We start from the raw sequence: 13553 nt of genomic DNA on the forward strand, positions 1-13553 counted from the left end.
GACGACAACGTGCCATCCTCACCAACAGGGTTGTTCGCACTCCACCTCTTAAAACAATGAGGCAAATGCATGACCCCCGACTTCGGGTTCCCCTGTTACATCGCGTCGGGCTAGATATCCAGTATTTCTTTGGCCTTTTCGGAGTGATCCGAAAGAATTCGGCGCGGATGGTGAATTGCCGCGGCCGCGTGATAGTCTTGCGCCGAATCGTGCCGTTCCCGGAAAGGACCTCAACGATGCTCCGGATCGTTCTCCCCGTCATTTTCACCTTGGTTGGCAGCGCAGCTCTCGCAGAGCCCGTGCATGGCATCGCGATGCATGGCGAGCCGGCCCTACCCGCCGATTTCAAGAATCTTCCTTACGTTAATCCCGATGTGAAGAAGGGCGGCAAGATCAGTTATGGCGTCGTCGGCACCTTCGATAGCCTCAATCCGTTCATCCTGAAAAGCATGCGCACGACGGCGCGCGGCATGTGGGATCCGGAATACGGAAACCTTGTCTTCGAAACGCTGATGCTGCGCTCGCGCGATGAGCCATTCACGCTCTACGGGCTGCTGGCGGAATCCGTTGAATGGGATGAAGACCGGACCTTCATCCAGTTCAATCTCAACCCGGCCGCCAAATGGTCTGACGGTCAGCCGGTGACACCCGATGATGTGATTTTCACGCTCAATCTGCTCAAGGACAAGGGCCGCGTCCCCTTCAGCACGCGGTTGAATGCCGTCGAGAAGATGGAGAAGGTCGGCGATCACAGTGTTCGCTTCACCTTTAATGACAAGGCCGATCGCGAATTCCCGCTGATCCTGGCCGGGTCAACGCCGATCCTGCCGAAGCATGCCATCGATCCAGAGACATTTGATCGTTCGTCGCTCACGCCGCCCGTCGGGTCCGGCCCCTACAGGATCAAGGCGCTGAAGCCCGGCGAAAGCATCACCTTCGAGCGCGATCCCAATTATTGGGGCAAGGATATTCCGGCCAAGGTCGGCCTCGACAATTACGATCAGATTTCGGTCCAGTATTTCCTGCAGGACACGACGCTCTTTGAGTCCTTCAAGAAGGGTGACGTCGACATCTATCCCGACGGCAGTCCCGGCCATTGGGCAAGCGCGTATAACTTCCCCGCGGTCACCTCGGGCAACGTCGCCAAGGACACGTTCGAACCGAAGCTGCCGAGCGGCATGTTCGGCTTCGTCTTCAATACGCGGCGGCCGGTGTTTGCCAACGCGAAGCTTCGCGAGGGGCTGTCGCTGGTCTTCGATTTCGAATGGGCGAACAAGAACCTCTTCTCGAACGCCTATATCCGCACCCAGAGCTTCTGGCAGAACTCCGAGCTGTCGAGCTTCGGCGTGCCGGCTGATGAACGCGAACTGAAGCTTCTCGGCCCGATCAAGGATCGAATCGATCCAGCGATTCTTGACGGTACGTATAAGCTTCCGGTTACCGATGGTTCGGGGCGCGATCGCAATGTTCTGAAGCAGGCCGCCGCGCTCCTCAAGGAGGCGGGTTACACGATCAAGAATGGCAAGATGAGCGACGCCAACGGACGTCCGCTCACCTTCGAAATCATGACGCAGAACACCGACCAGGAGAAGCTCGCGGTCTCCTATCAGCGTTCGCTGCAACTGCTCGGCATTGGAGCGACAATCCGCACGGTGGACGATTCGCAGTATCAGAGCCGCACCAGCAGTTTTGACTACGATGTGATCGTGAAGTCGTACACCTCATCCCTGTCTCCCGGCATCGAACAGCTCGGACGTTGGTCTTCCGCTGCCAAGGAACGGGATGGCACTGACAACTTTGCTGGCGTTGCCGACCCTGACGTTGATACGCTGATCCAGCATATCCTCACCGCCCGTTCGGCGGAGGACTTTACGGCTGCAGTGCGCTCGCACGATCGAATGCTGTTGTCGGGGCACTATGTCCTGCCGCTCTATCATGTTGATAAGCAATGGGTTGCGCGTAGCAAACGGATCGGCCACCCCGATACCGTGCCGCTCTATGGCTATCAGTTGCCGGCGTGGTGGGATCAGAGCGTGCAATAGGCGGTTCCCTTTTCCTGCCTGGTTGAAGTCGCCCGCCACAGGGCCTAGATGGCGGGAAGGTTCGATTTCAGGAAGAAAAAGGAAAAGCCCATGGAACGCATTACCATCGACGTTGTCTCCGACGTCGTCTGCCCGTGGTGCTATCTTGGCAAGGCGCGGCTGGAGCTTGCGATTGCCGAGGTTCAGGACGAGATCGGCGTGGACATCAATTGGCGCCCCTACCGCCTCAACCCCGACTATCCCAAGGAAGGCGTCGACCAGAAGAAGGCATTGGAGCAGAAGCTTGGTGGCGCCGAGCGTGTCGCTGAGGGGCACAAGATGCTTAGCGAACTTGGTCGCGACGTCGGCATCAACTTCGATTTCGAGGCGATCAAGATCGGCCCGAATACGCTGGATGCGCATCGCCTGATCCATTGGGCAATGGTTGAGGACCGCGACAAGGCGGACAAGGTCGTCAACGGCCTGTTCAAGGCGAACTTCGAGGAAGGCCGCAATGTCGGCGATCATGCCGTGCTGCTCGACGTTGCCGAGAAGGCGGGCCTCGACCGCACGGTCACTGCGTCGCTGCTCGCCTCCGATGCCGATACGGTCCTGGTGGTCGAAGAGATCGAGGCGGCGCAGAAGATGGGCGTGAATGGTGTGCCGTTCTTTATCTTCGACCAGCAATATGCCGTCAGCGGGGCTCAGACGCCGGACGTTCTGGCAGGCGCGCTCCGCGACATCGCCAAGGCGAAGGCGGAAGCGCGCGCCGGCATGAACTGAGCCCTTACCCCTTCGCCATTTCCGCAAGCTGCGTCATGATAACGGCTGCGCCCTGCAGCCGCTTTTCCGGCGTCGGCAGATCGCGTGTGAGGAAGACGCTCTGGTCCGGCCGAATCTTTGCCATCGTTCCCTGCTTGGCGATGTAGCCAACCAGGTTCGCTGGATTCGGAAACTCCTTATTGCGGAACTGGATGACCACCCCCTTGGGACCTGCATCCAGCTTCTCCACGTTGGCGACCCGGCAGAGCGATTTCACATACACGATCTTTAGAAGGTGCTGGACCTCGATCGGCATGGGGCCGAAGCGATCGATCATTTCTGCGCCGAAGGCATCGATTTCCTTCAGTTCCGTGATCTCGCCGAGGCGGCGATAGAGTGCCATGCGCAGATGCAGGTCCGGCACGTAACCGTCGGGGATCATGACTGAGGTGCCGACCGAGATCTGCGGCGACCAGCCGGTGTCCTGGATCTCATCGACGCCCTTTACTTCCGCGACGGCCTCTTCGAGCATCTGCTGGTAGAGTTCGAAACCGACTTCCTTGATATGGCCGGACTGCTCTTCGCCGAGCAGGTTTCCTGCGCCGCGAATGTCGAGATCGTGGCTGGCAAGCTGGAAGCCGGCGCCGAGCGTGTCGAGCGACTGCAGCACCTTGAGGCGCCGTTCCGCCGTCGCCGTCAGCACCTTGTTGACCGGCAGCGTGAAGAGCGCAAAAGCGCGCACCTTCGAACGTCCGACGCGACCACGCAGCTGGTAGAGCTGCGCCAGGCCGAACATGTCGGCGCGGTGCACGATCAGCGTATTGGCCGTTGGCACGTCGAGACCCGATTCCACGATCGTCGTCGACAACAACACGTCATAGCGGCCCTCGTAGAAGGCGTTCATGATGTCCTCAAGCTCGCCCGCCGGCATCTGGCCGTGCGCAACGGCGACCTTCAATTCCGGCACATCCGAGCGCAGGAAGGCATGTACGTCCTCCAAATCTGCGAGACGCGGGCAGACATAGAAGCTCTGGCCGCCACGATAATGTTCGCGCATCAACGTTTCGCGGATGACAAGCGAATCGAAGGGCGAAATGAAGGTGCGAACCGCCATGCGGTCGACCGGCGGCGTCGTGATCAGCGACAGCTCGCGTACCCCGGTCATCGCGAGCTGCAGCGTGCGCGGGATCGGTGTCGCCGAGAGCGTCAGCACATGGACATCGCTTTTCAGTTCCTTCAAGCGTTCCTTGTGCTTGACGCCGAAATGCTGCTCTTCGTCGATGATCAGGAGGCCCAGATTGGCAAACTTGATCCCGGCGCCAAGAAGCGCATGGGTGCCGACGACGATATCCGTCTTGCCCTCTGCTACTTCCTTCTTCGTCAACGCCAGCTCCTTCGAGCCGACGAGGCGCGAGGCTTGCTGGATGCGAACCGGCAGGCCGCGGAACCGCTCGGCGAAGGTCTTGAAGTGTTGGCGCGCTAGCAATGTGGTCGGCACGACGACGGCAACCTGTATGCCGTTCATCGCCGCAACGAACGCAGCGCGAAGCGCCACCTCAGTCTTGCCGAAGCCGACGTCGCCGCAAACGAGGCGGTCCATCGGTCGGCCGGCTCCAAGGTCGGAGCGCACAGCCTCGATGGCATTATCCTGATCCTCCGTCTCGTCGTAAGGGAAGCGAGCGGCAAACTCGTCGTAAAGCCCTTCCGGCGTCGTTAGCACGGGCGCATGGCGGGTCAGGCGCTCGGCAGCAATGCGGATGAGTGCATCCGCCATATCAAGCAGCCGCTTCTTGAGTTTGGCCTTGCGCATCTGCCATGCGCCGCCGCCGAGCTTGTCGAGCTGGGCTTCCGTCCCCTCGCCCCCATAGCGCGACAGGAGATCGATGTTCTCGACCGGCAGGAACAGCTTCGCCTCGTCTGCATATTGTAGCTCGAGGCAGGCGTGCGGTGCACCGGCCGCTTCGATGGTTCGCAGGCCGACAAATCGGCCGATACCATGCTGCGCGTGGACGACGACCGAGCCCTCGTCAAGACCGGCAACCTCGGAGATGAAATCGGCGGCACGCTTGCGTCGCTTCGAGCGTCGCACCATGCGGTCGCCGAGAATGTCCTGTTCGCCGATGACGACCAGATTGCCGACTTCAAATCCGGATTCGAGACTGAGCACGCCAGCCGCCGCCTCACCCTTGGCAAGGCCGTCGATCTCCTTCAGCGCGCCGACCGGCTTCACGCGCTCGAGCCCGTGTTCGTTCAGAACCTGCAGCAGACGTTCGAGCGATCCTTCCGTCCAGGCGGTGATCAGCACCTTCGCACCGGAGGAGCGCTTGTCGGCAATGTGCTTCACAACCGCGTCGAACACATTGATGCGCTCAGCATTCCCCCCACCCTCGGCGTTCGAGCGCGCCCAGCGCTCGCCTTGGCGAGCGTCGAGATTGATCACGCGACGCGCCTCTCCCTCATGCTCGTTAAAGGGTGAAATGCGCATCGCGTTGAACGCGTCGAGCGTGTTGGCGAAAGTCTTTCCGTCCAAATAGAGCTGGCCGGGCGTCACCGGCTTATAGGGCGTTCCTTGCGCCATCTGCCCCTTGGCGGGCTGTCCGGAATTCAGGCGCGCGTCATAGTAGTCGAAGACGAGCTTGGAGCGTTCCTCAGCGGCTTGGCGCACAGTATGATCGGTGACCATCCGGAAGCCTCTGAGATAGTCGAACACCGTCTCCAGCTTCTCGTAGAAAAGCGGCAGCCAATGCTCCATGCCGGGGTAGCGTCTCCCCTCCGATATGGCGAGATACAGCGCATCGTCGCGCGTCGCCGCGCCGAACGAAGAAAGGTAGTTTTTCCGGAAACGGCTGATCGTATCGGGCGTCAGCGTGACTTCGCTCATCGGGTTGAGGTCGAGCGAGCGGATCTGCCCAGTTGTGCGCTGGCTTGCCGGATCGAAGCTGCGGATGCTTTCGAGCGTATCGCCGAAGAAATCGAGGCGAACGGGCTCTTCGGAGCCGGGCACGAAAACATCAAGAATACCGCCGCGCACCGCATATTCGCCGACCTCGCGAACCGTTGCGACGCGGTCGAAGCCGTTGCGTTCGAGGCGCCCGGCAATATCGTCCATCCGCACGGTGTTTCCGGGACGGGCCGAGAAGGCAAGGCTTTCGATAATCTCTTGAGGAGCAACTTTCTGCAGCATCGCATTGACGGTCACCAGCACGATCGCCGCATGCGGTTTCCTGTGATGGGCGATCAAACCGCCCAGCGCCGCGAGACGGCGTGCAGATGTGTCGGCGCTCGGTGAAACGCGGTCATAGGGAAGACAGTCCCAGGCCGGCAGAGTTAGCACCGGGATCTCGGGGGCAACGAAGCCGAGCATCTGCTCAAGGTCTATCATCCGCTGGCCGTCGGAGAGGACGTAGGCGACCGGTTCGCCGGCGCGTGCCAGATCGGCCAGCAACAGAGCTTCCATACCTGTCGGCACATTGCCGATTGTCAGCGGCTCGGCGATCGCTGACAGCTTCCTTGCGTCAAAACCTGAGGTCATTAGGCATTCCTGGCGAGGGCGACGGCTGGATATTCGAAATCGGGCTTGTAGGCGGCAAGGCGTGCAAACATCGGCGTCTGGAAACGCTCAGGCACTGGCCAGGTTCCCATAATCCAGCGCACGAGATCGTTGTCCTCTTCGGCCATGATGGTTTCGAACTCGTCGAGCTCGGCTTCCGACAGGGTGGCGATCTCCTTCTCGGCGAACTGCCCGAACACCAGATCCATCTCGCGGATGCCGCGATGCCAGCAGCGAAAGAGGATTCGGCGGCGACGCGGATCAAGATCGGCGCTCGAGAGTGACACACCCGTCATGGCTTTACCTTCCTGTTGATGCGCCTCTATAGACCCTCGAAAGCGGCTTGTCAGCCTTGCCAAGGCCGCATTGTTCATCGCATTTTGCCGCCATGCGCCCAGCCATTCTCGATCCGCTGTTTTCGCCAGTTTCCGCTCTGCCCGGCGTCGGCCCAAAGATCGCCGAGTTGCTGGTGAAGCTGCTCGGGCGCGAGACGCCAGATGATACGCGTGTCGTGGACCTGCTGTTTCATGCGCCTCACTCTCTGATCGACCGTCGAAACCAACCGGGTATCGCCCGCGCGCCGCAGGGTGCGATCGTCACCGTCACGGCGCGTGTCGATCGTCATCAGGCACCGCCGCGCGGCAAGAGCAACATTCCGTATCGCGTCACACTACACGACGAAACCGGCGAACTAACCCTTGTCTTCTTTCGCGGCCAGGCGGCCTGGCTGGAAAAGCAGCTGCCCTTGGACGAGGAGGTGACCGTTAGTGGCAAGATCGACTGGTTCAACGGCCGTGCGTCGATGGTCCACCCCGACTATATCGTGAGGGCCAGCGAAGCCGAGAACCTGCCCCTCGTTGAGCCGATTTATCCGCTCACGGCAGGTCTTTCACCAAAGACACTGCGCAAGATCATCGAAGCGGCACTGCCTCGTACGCCCGAACTGCCGGAATGGATCGATTTGGCTCTTGCTCAGAAGCAGGGGCTGCCGTCGATATCAGACGCCTTCCATGGACTCCACGAACCACGCGATCCCTCGGATATCGACCCGCAAGCCCCTTCCCGCCGCCGGCTTGCCTATGACGAATTTCTCGCGGGCCAACTATCGCTGAGCCTCGTTCGCCAGCGTTTGCGTAAGGTTGCCGGCCAGCCGGTACACGCTACCGGCCAGGTCAGTAGGCAGATCCTCCAGGCTCTGCCGTTTTTGCCGACCAACAGCCAGAATAGCGCGATTGCCGACATCCTGAAGGATATGGCTGGCGAAGACCGGATGCTGCGCCTGCTCCAAGGCGACGTAGGCTCCGGCAAGACGCTGGTTGCTCTCTTGTCGATGGCCGCGGTGATCGAAAGCGGGGGCCAGGCGGTCCTCATGGCGCCAACGGAAATCCTTGCGCGCCAACACCATGCGACGATCTCCAAATTTGCCGGTTCCGCTGGCCTCGGGATAGAGGTCCTCACCGGCCGCACCAAAGGGCGCGAGCGTGAAGACATCTTGGAAAGGATCGCATCGGGAGAGGCGCAAATCATCATAGGCACCCATGCCCTCTTCCAGGACAGCGTCAACTACCGCAATCTCATGCTGGCCGTCGTCGACGAGCAGCACCGCTTCGGCGTTCACCAGCGCCTGCGCCTGACGGCGAAGGGTATCACGCCGCATATGCTTGTCATGACGGCCACGCCGATCCCGCGCACTCTGGTGTTGGCTGCCTTCGGCGACATGGACGTCTCCAAGCTGACGGAGAAGCCCGCTGGCCGAAAGCCGATCCAGACGATCACTGTTCCGACAGAGCGCATCGGCGAGATCGTCGGACGTCTGAAAAGCGCCCTGGCGGAAGGCAAGAAGGCGTACTGGATTTGCCCGCTCGTCGAGGAGTCCGAAGAGAGCGATCTCATGTCGGTCGAGGAGCGTCACGCAGCGCTCGTCTCGTCGCTCGGTCCGGGTATCGGCCTGATCCATGGCCGCATGAGCGGCCCGGAAAAGGATACCGCGATGATGGCGTTCAAGAACGGCGAAATCCGCCTCTTGGTCGCGACAACAGTCGTGGAAGTCGGCGTCGATGTCCCCGATGCGACCATCATGGTGATCGAGCATGCGGAGCGCTTCGGCTTGGCGCAACTGCATCAGCTGCGCGGTCGTGTGGGCCGTGGCGACGAGGCTTCGACCTGTATTCTGCTCTACAAGGGCCCGCTTGGCGAGACAGGTCATGCGCGCTTGTCCATCATGCGTGAAACCGAAGACGGCTTCCGCATCGCGGAGGAAGACCTGAAGCTGCGCGGCGAAGGCGAGTTGCTCGGTACGCGCCAGTCGGGGACCCCGGGCTTTCGCGTCGCGAGCCTTGAGGCACATGCCGACCTGCTGGAAATCGCCCGTCGGGATGCCGCCTACTTGATCGAGCGCGATCCGGAACTTACCAGCGAGCGCGGCAAGGCCGTACGTACCCTGCTCTACCTATTCCGTCGCGACGAGGCGATCCGCTTCCTGCATGCAGGATGAGGCCGAGCCACCGCCCCCAGCGCTCAAGCCGCCCTACAGCGTCCGGAACATTACCAGAGCGTCAACGTAGCCTTTTGTCGGGTGCTCGAAGGCGCCGGGCAAGCGGCCGACCGTCTCAAAGCCCAGCGATTGCCAGAGGCGAACGGCGCGTTCGTTGGCGCTGACGACGAAATTGAACTGCATCGCCCGGAAACCACGCTCGCGGGCTCGGACGAGCGAGTGCTCGTGCATCTGTCGTGCTACGCCTTTGCCGCTCGCCGCTGCTGCGGTCATATAGCCACAATTGCAGACATGTGCGCCACCGCCCGCCTGGTTGGCGCGGAGATAATAGGTGCCGAGAATGTCGCCCGTTTCGTCTTCGGCGACGAACGTCTCTTTGTCCGGCCCCAGCCAATAAGCAAGCGCATCGGTCTCGCTCATGCCGCGGTCGAGTGTGTAGGTCTGCCCAGCGCGAATTGTCGGTTCGATGACAGTCCAAATGGAGGAGCGGTCTTCGGTGGTGGCGAGTCTGATCAGCATTGCGTATGTCATCCTTCAACCGCCATGCACTGCGATACGGCGAACGAACTGACGTGATCCCGGATGCAGGCCGGCCAGGTGCAGAAGTTACATCTCGATCGGCGCCGGCAGTGGCTTGCGCGTTCGCTCTTGTCTCGCCATGCGCGCGGCAAGTTCTTCCGGCGTGACGAGGCCACCAGAGATCAAGAGCTTTGCAGCGTCCTCTGGCGACATGTCGAGTGGAACGATCTTCTCTCGTGGGATGAAGATCAGAAATCCTGCCGTGGGAACCGGAGTCGGCGGAAGAAAGACGCAAACCATGTCCTGACCCATGGCTTTGAATTTTGAGGCAATTTCGCCTTTGGCATCTGTCGCGACGAATACGAGCGCCCACAGGCCGGGGCTCGGATATTCGATGAGGCCGACCTTTTTGAACGAGTTCGTCTTGTCCTTCAGCACCGTCTCAAAAATTTGCTTCACGCTCTGATAGATGCTGCGTACCAGTGGCACGCGCACCACCAGCGATTCGCTGAACTGAACGATACTTTGGCCGATCAGGTTTTTGCCGAGGAAGCCAATCAGGGTTATAGCGACGAGCGCGATCAACAGCCCGGAGCCGGGAACGGCGAAGTTCAGGTAGTTATCCGGATCATAGCGCGCAGGCAGATAGGGCTTCACCCAACTGTCGGCCCATCGTACGATCGACCACGTCAGCCACAGCGTGATTGCGATTGGCGCACAAATGATGAGCCCCGCCAGGAAGTTGTTCCTGATACGGGTAGCTATTGGCAATCGGGGCAGTTTTTCCGTCATCGCGTGCTGATGAACTCCGTTGAGCAGACCGGCTATCGGAAATCAGCTCCCCCATGCTTTCCTAGTTGAAAAGCTGCCAGAAATTGGGGTGCCACACAAGTATCAGAAGATTTGACGACCGGTCACTCCACCGTTACCGACTTTGCCAGATTGCGCGGCTGATCGACGTCCGTGCCCATGAAGACGGCGGTGTGGTAGGCGAGCAGCTGGATCGGCAGCGAGAAGATCATCGGCGCGATGATTTCGTTGACATTGGGCAGCACGATTGTTGCCATCGTCGGTAGCTTCGATGCCGCCGCGCCGGCCGCGTCGGTGATAAAAATGATGCGACCGCCGCGCGCGGCAACCTCCTGCATGTTCGATACTGTCTTGTCGAAGAAACGATCGAACGGCGCGATCACGATCACCGGCATATTTTCATCAATCAGTGCAATAGGCCCATGCTTGAGTTCGCCCGCAGCGTAGCCCTCGGCATGGATATAGGAAATTTCCTTGAGCTTGAGCGCGCCTTCCATGGCAAGCGGGAAGCTGGTGCCGCGACCGAGATAAAGGACGTCCCGGCATTTCGAGAGCTCGCGTGCGAGGCTTTCCATCTGCGGCTGGATGAGGTTTAGGACGTGGCTCATGATGCGGGGCATTTCCGCGAGATGACGGACCAATTCCGTTTCCTGTTTCGCGCTGATCGTTCCCCTCGCCTTGCCGGCGCCGAGCGCCAGCGACGCCAGGACTGCCAACTGGCAGGTGAATGCCTTGGTGGAGGCGACGCCTATCTCCGGACCGGCCATGATCGGGAACACGGCATCCGACTCACGGGCAATGGTTGATTCTTTCACGTTGACGACAGCGCCAATCTTCAGCCCGTGGTCCTTGCAATAGCGCAGCGACGCCAGTGTGTCCGCGGTCTCGCCCGACTGCGATATGAAAAGCGCGGCCTGCGATGGCGACAGCGGCATTTCGCGATAACGGAATTCGGAGGCGACATCGATCTCGACGGGCAGGCGCGCATAGCGCTCGAACCAGTATTTGCCGACGAGGCCGGCGAGATAGGCGGTTCCGCACGCGGAGATTGCCAGACCGGAGGCGGTCTTGAAATCGATCGCATTGACGTTGTCGCTGATCTTGTTGCTGGCGAAGTCGACGTAATGGCTGAGGGCATGCGAGATGACCTCGGGCTGCTCGTAAATCTCCTTCTCCATGAAATGGCGGTGATTGCCCTTATCCACCACATAGGCCGTCGTCTGCGAAATCTGCCGCGGGCGACGCACCTCATTGCCTGAAAAGTCGAGGATCGTCGCGCCATCCCGCGTCAGCACCGCCCAATCGCCGTCGACCAGATAGGTGATCTCATTGGTGAAGGGGGAAAGGGCAATCGCATCCGAGCCGAGGAACATTTCGCCGGAGCCATAACCGACGGCAAGCGGCGGGCCGGAGCGTGCTGCCATGATCGTGCCGGGGTCGCTCCGCAGCATGATTGCCAGCGCATAAGCACCGGTTACCCGGTTCAGCATCTTGAGCATCGCCGAGCGTGGCTCGAGGCCATCACGCAGATACTTCGCCATGAGGTGCGCGACGACTTCCGTATCCGTCTGCGTGTCGAAGACGGCGCCTTCTGCGATCAACTCGTCACGCAGCTCGGAGAAATTCTCGATGATGCCATTGTGAACGACAGCAACACCCTCGACGAAATGAGGATGCGCGTTGGTTTCGTTGGGCACGCCATGGGTCGCCCAGCGCGTATGCGCGATGCCGATCGTTCCCGGCAGCGGGTCGCTGTCCAAGCGCTTTTCGAGATTGAAGAGCTTTCCTTCGGCACGACGACGCGCCATCTCGCCGTCATGTATCGTGGCAACACCCGCGGAGTCATAGCCGCGGTACTCAAGCCGCTTCAGCGCATCAACGAGACGCCCCGCAACCGGGCTGTTTCCAACGATTCCAACAATACCGCACATAATGGTCCCCAAGGCCTTCCGTTCGGAGGCCACTCGTAACGATTCTGTCTTTTTTTTCAATGGCCTTGGCGGTCACTTTCGATTTCCGCACGTTACGCGCAAACTTACGGCTTGGCCTTTTTTGCCGCCTTGATTGCCAATGCCCGTTCGCGCAGCACGGTAGCCCTGCCCGGTTTCAGTTCCTGACGCGCCCGGCCTAAAGCGAGCGCATCGGCCGGAACATCCGCGGTGATCACGCTGCCGGAGGCCACGTAGGCGTTGTCGCCAATACTGACCGGCGCCACGAGAGAGGAGTTCGATCCGATGAACGCATTTGCCCCGATCAGTGTTTCGTACTTGTTGACGCCGTCATAGTTGCAGGTGATCGTACCGGCACCGATGTTCGCCCCGGCTCCGATCTTCGCGTCGCCGATATAGGTCAGGTGATTGACCTTGGCCCCCTCGCCGATCTTCCCGTTCTTCACCTCGCAGAAATTGCCGACCTTCGAGCCAGTGGCAAGATCGGCTCCCGGCCGAAGTCTAGCAAACGGGCCGACGGTTGCACCGGCGCTGACATGCGCGCCTTCGATGTGCGAGAAAGCATGAATGACCGCACCACCGTCGATTGTCGCGCCGGGGCCGAACACGACGTTCGGCTCGATCAGTGCGTCCTGCCCGATTGCGGTGTCGTAGGAAAGGAACACGGTTTCGGGTGCGATCATCGTCACGCCCGAAATCATCATCTCGTGGCGCCGGCGCTCTTGCCAGAATCGTTCGATCACCGCGAGTTCAGCGCGATTGTTGCAGCCCATCATTTCGACTTCAGGCGCGTCGACAGCAGTGACGCGACCGCCAATGGAGCGGACGATCTCTACCAGGTCGGTCAAGTAGTATTCGCCCTTGGCATTGCCGTTGCCGATACGGGACAGGAGATCGAGCGCCTTGCGACCGTTGATCGCCATCAAGCCGCTGTTGCACCATTTCACAGCACGCTCCGCGTCTGTGGCATCCCGTTCCTCGCGGATGGCGATCAGTTCGCCATCCTTGACGAGTAGGCGGCCATAGCCAGTCGGCTTGTCGGTGTGAAAGCCGATCACGACCACATCGCTACCTTCGGCCAGGAGCTGGCGTGCGGCTTTGAGCGGTCCTTCTGTCTGCAATGGCACGTCGCCGTAGGTCACGACGATGTCGTCGTATCCGCGCGCGATCGCCTCGCGCGCTGCCAGCACCGCATGGCCCGTGCCGAGCCGCTCCCTTTGCAGGAACGCCTCAATCTTAACGCTTCCGACCTGGGCGGCCCTCGCCACTTCGTCGGCATCGCGCCCCACGACGAGCGCGACCGATGAAATATCACTCTTGGCTACGGCATCCGCGACGTGAGCGATCATCGGGCGGTTTGCGATCGGATGCAGCACCTTCGATTTCGACGACTTCATTCGCGTGCTGTCACCCGCAGCGAGAATGACGGCGAGGCAAGTGCGTTCCAT

General features: G+C 60.5%; 9 protein-coding genes. 3 read left to right on the forward strand and 6 right to left on the reverse strand.

The window, feature by feature from the left end; genetic code table 11:
- The first annotated feature begins 236 nt into the window (after nt 1–236).
- Together FHT97_RS24750 and FHT97_RS24755 are read left to right on the forward strand one after the other, a co-directional pair.
- On the forward strand, nt 237–2042 hold the full coding sequence (locus FHT97_RS24750) for an extracellular solute-binding protein (protein ID WP_183864553.1): 1806 nt from the start codon (nt 237–239) through the stop codon (nt 2040–2042).
- Nucleotides 2043–2132: 90 nt separating this feature from the next.
- Entirely contained in the window at nt 2133–2804 is a 672-nt protein-coding gene (locus tag FHT97_RS24755) for a DsbA family oxidoreductase (protein ID WP_183864554.1), read from the forward strand.
- 4 nt (nt 2805–2808) lie between these two features.
- Here FHT97_RS24755 and mfd read toward each other — a convergent pair whose 3' ends face one another.
- Together mfd and FHT97_RS24765 are read right to left on the reverse strand one after the other, a co-directional pair.
- Nucleotides 2809–6315 (reverse strand): transcription-repair coupling factor, encoded by a 3507-nt coding sequence (mfd, locus tag FHT97_RS24760; RefSeq protein ID WP_183864555.1) that lies wholly within the window; start codon nt 6313–6315, stop codon nt 2809–2811.
- Nucleotides 6315–6629, reverse strand: a complete 315-nt coding sequence (locus tag FHT97_RS24765; RefSeq protein ID WP_183864556.1) for a succinate dehydrogenase assembly factor 2 — start codon at nt 6627–6629, stop codon at nt 6315–6317. The genes mfd and FHT97_RS24765 overlap by 1 nt, the downstream gene beginning before the upstream one ends.
- Before the next feature lie 92 nt (nt 6630–6721).
- Here FHT97_RS24765 and recG point away from each other — a divergent pair, with 92 nt between their 5' ends.
- Nucleotides 6722–8827: an ATP-dependent DNA helicase RecG gene (recG, locus tag FHT97_RS24770; RefSeq protein ID WP_183864557.1), complete on the forward strand. Its 2106-nt coding sequence runs from the start codon at nt 6722–6724 to the stop codon at nt 8825–8827.
- Nucleotides 8828–8860: 33 nt separating this feature from the next.
- Here recG and FHT97_RS24775 read toward each other — a convergent pair whose 3' ends face one another.
- The 4 genes from FHT97_RS24775 to glmU all read right to left on the reverse strand — a co-directional run bounded on the left by FHT97_RS24775 (nt 8861) and on the right by glmU (nt 13553).
- A complete protein-coding gene (locus FHT97_RS24775; RefSeq protein ID WP_183864558.1) occupies nt 8861–9346 on the reverse strand; it encodes a GNAT family N-acetyltransferase in 486 nt (161 codons plus the stop codon).
- Nucleotides 9347–9433: 87 nt separating this feature from the next.
- Complete coding sequence (locus tag FHT97_RS24780; RefSeq protein ID WP_183864559.1) at nt 9434–10138, reverse strand: DUF502 domain-containing protein; 705 nt, start codon at nt 10136–10138, stop codon at nt 9434–9436.
- Between the two features lie 122 nt (nt 10139–10260).
- Nucleotides 10261–12087 (reverse strand): glutamine--fructose-6-phosphate transaminase (isomerizing), encoded by a 1827-nt coding sequence (glmS, locus tag FHT97_RS24785; protein ID WP_183864560.1) that lies wholly within the window; start codon nt 12085–12087, stop codon nt 10261–10263.
- A 104-nt stretch (nt 12088–12191) separates the two neighbouring features.
- A complete protein-coding gene (gene glmU, locus FHT97_RS24790) occupies nt 12192–13553 on the reverse strand; it encodes a bifunctional UDP-N-acetylglucosamine diphosphorylase/glucosamine-1-phosphate N-acetyltransferase GlmU (RefSeq protein ID WP_183864561.1) in 1362 nt (453 codons plus the stop codon).

This window comes from Rhizobium sp. BK399, assembly GCF_014194695.1.
In the GTDB taxonomy this organism is placed as follows: Bacteria; Pseudomonadota; Alphaproteobacteria; order Rhizobiales; family Rhizobiaceae; genus Rhizobium.

Bases quoted from the DNA above. Each gene is read 5' to 3' on its own strand.
- FHT97_RS24750 (WP_183864553.1), top strand. From the start codon at position 237: ATGCTCCGGATCGTTCTCCCCGTCATTTTCACCTTGGTTGGCAGCGCA.
- FHT97_RS24755 (WP_183864554.1), top strand. From the start codon at position 2,133: ATGGAACGCATTACCATCGACGTTGTCTCCGACGTCGTCTGCCCGTGG.
- mfd (WP_183864555.1), bottom strand. From the start codon at position 6,315: ATGACCTCAGGTTTTGACGCAAGGAAGCTGTCAGCGATCGCCGAGCCG.
- FHT97_RS24765 (WP_183864556.1), bottom strand. From the start codon at position 6,629: ATGACGGGTGTGTCACTCTCGAGCGCCGATCTTGATCCGCGTCGCCGC.
- recG (WP_183864557.1), top strand. From the start codon at position 6,722: ATGCGCCCAGCCATTCTCGATCCGCTGTTTTCGCCAGTTTCCGCTCTG.
- FHT97_RS24775 (WP_183864558.1), bottom strand. From the start codon at position 9,346: ATGCTGATCAGACTCGCCACCACCGAAGACCGCTCCTCCATTTGGACT.
- FHT97_RS24780 (WP_183864559.1), bottom strand. From the start codon at position 10,138: ATGACGGAAAAACTGCCCCGATTGCCAATAGCTACCCGTATCAGGAAC.
- glmS (WP_183864560.1), bottom strand. From the start codon at position 12,087: ATGTGCGGTATTGTTGGAATCGTTGGAAACAGCCCGGTTGCGGGGCGT.
- glmU (WP_183864561.1), bottom strand. From the start codon at position 13,553: ATGGAACGCACTTGCCTCGCCGTCATTCTCGCTGCGGGTGACAGCACG.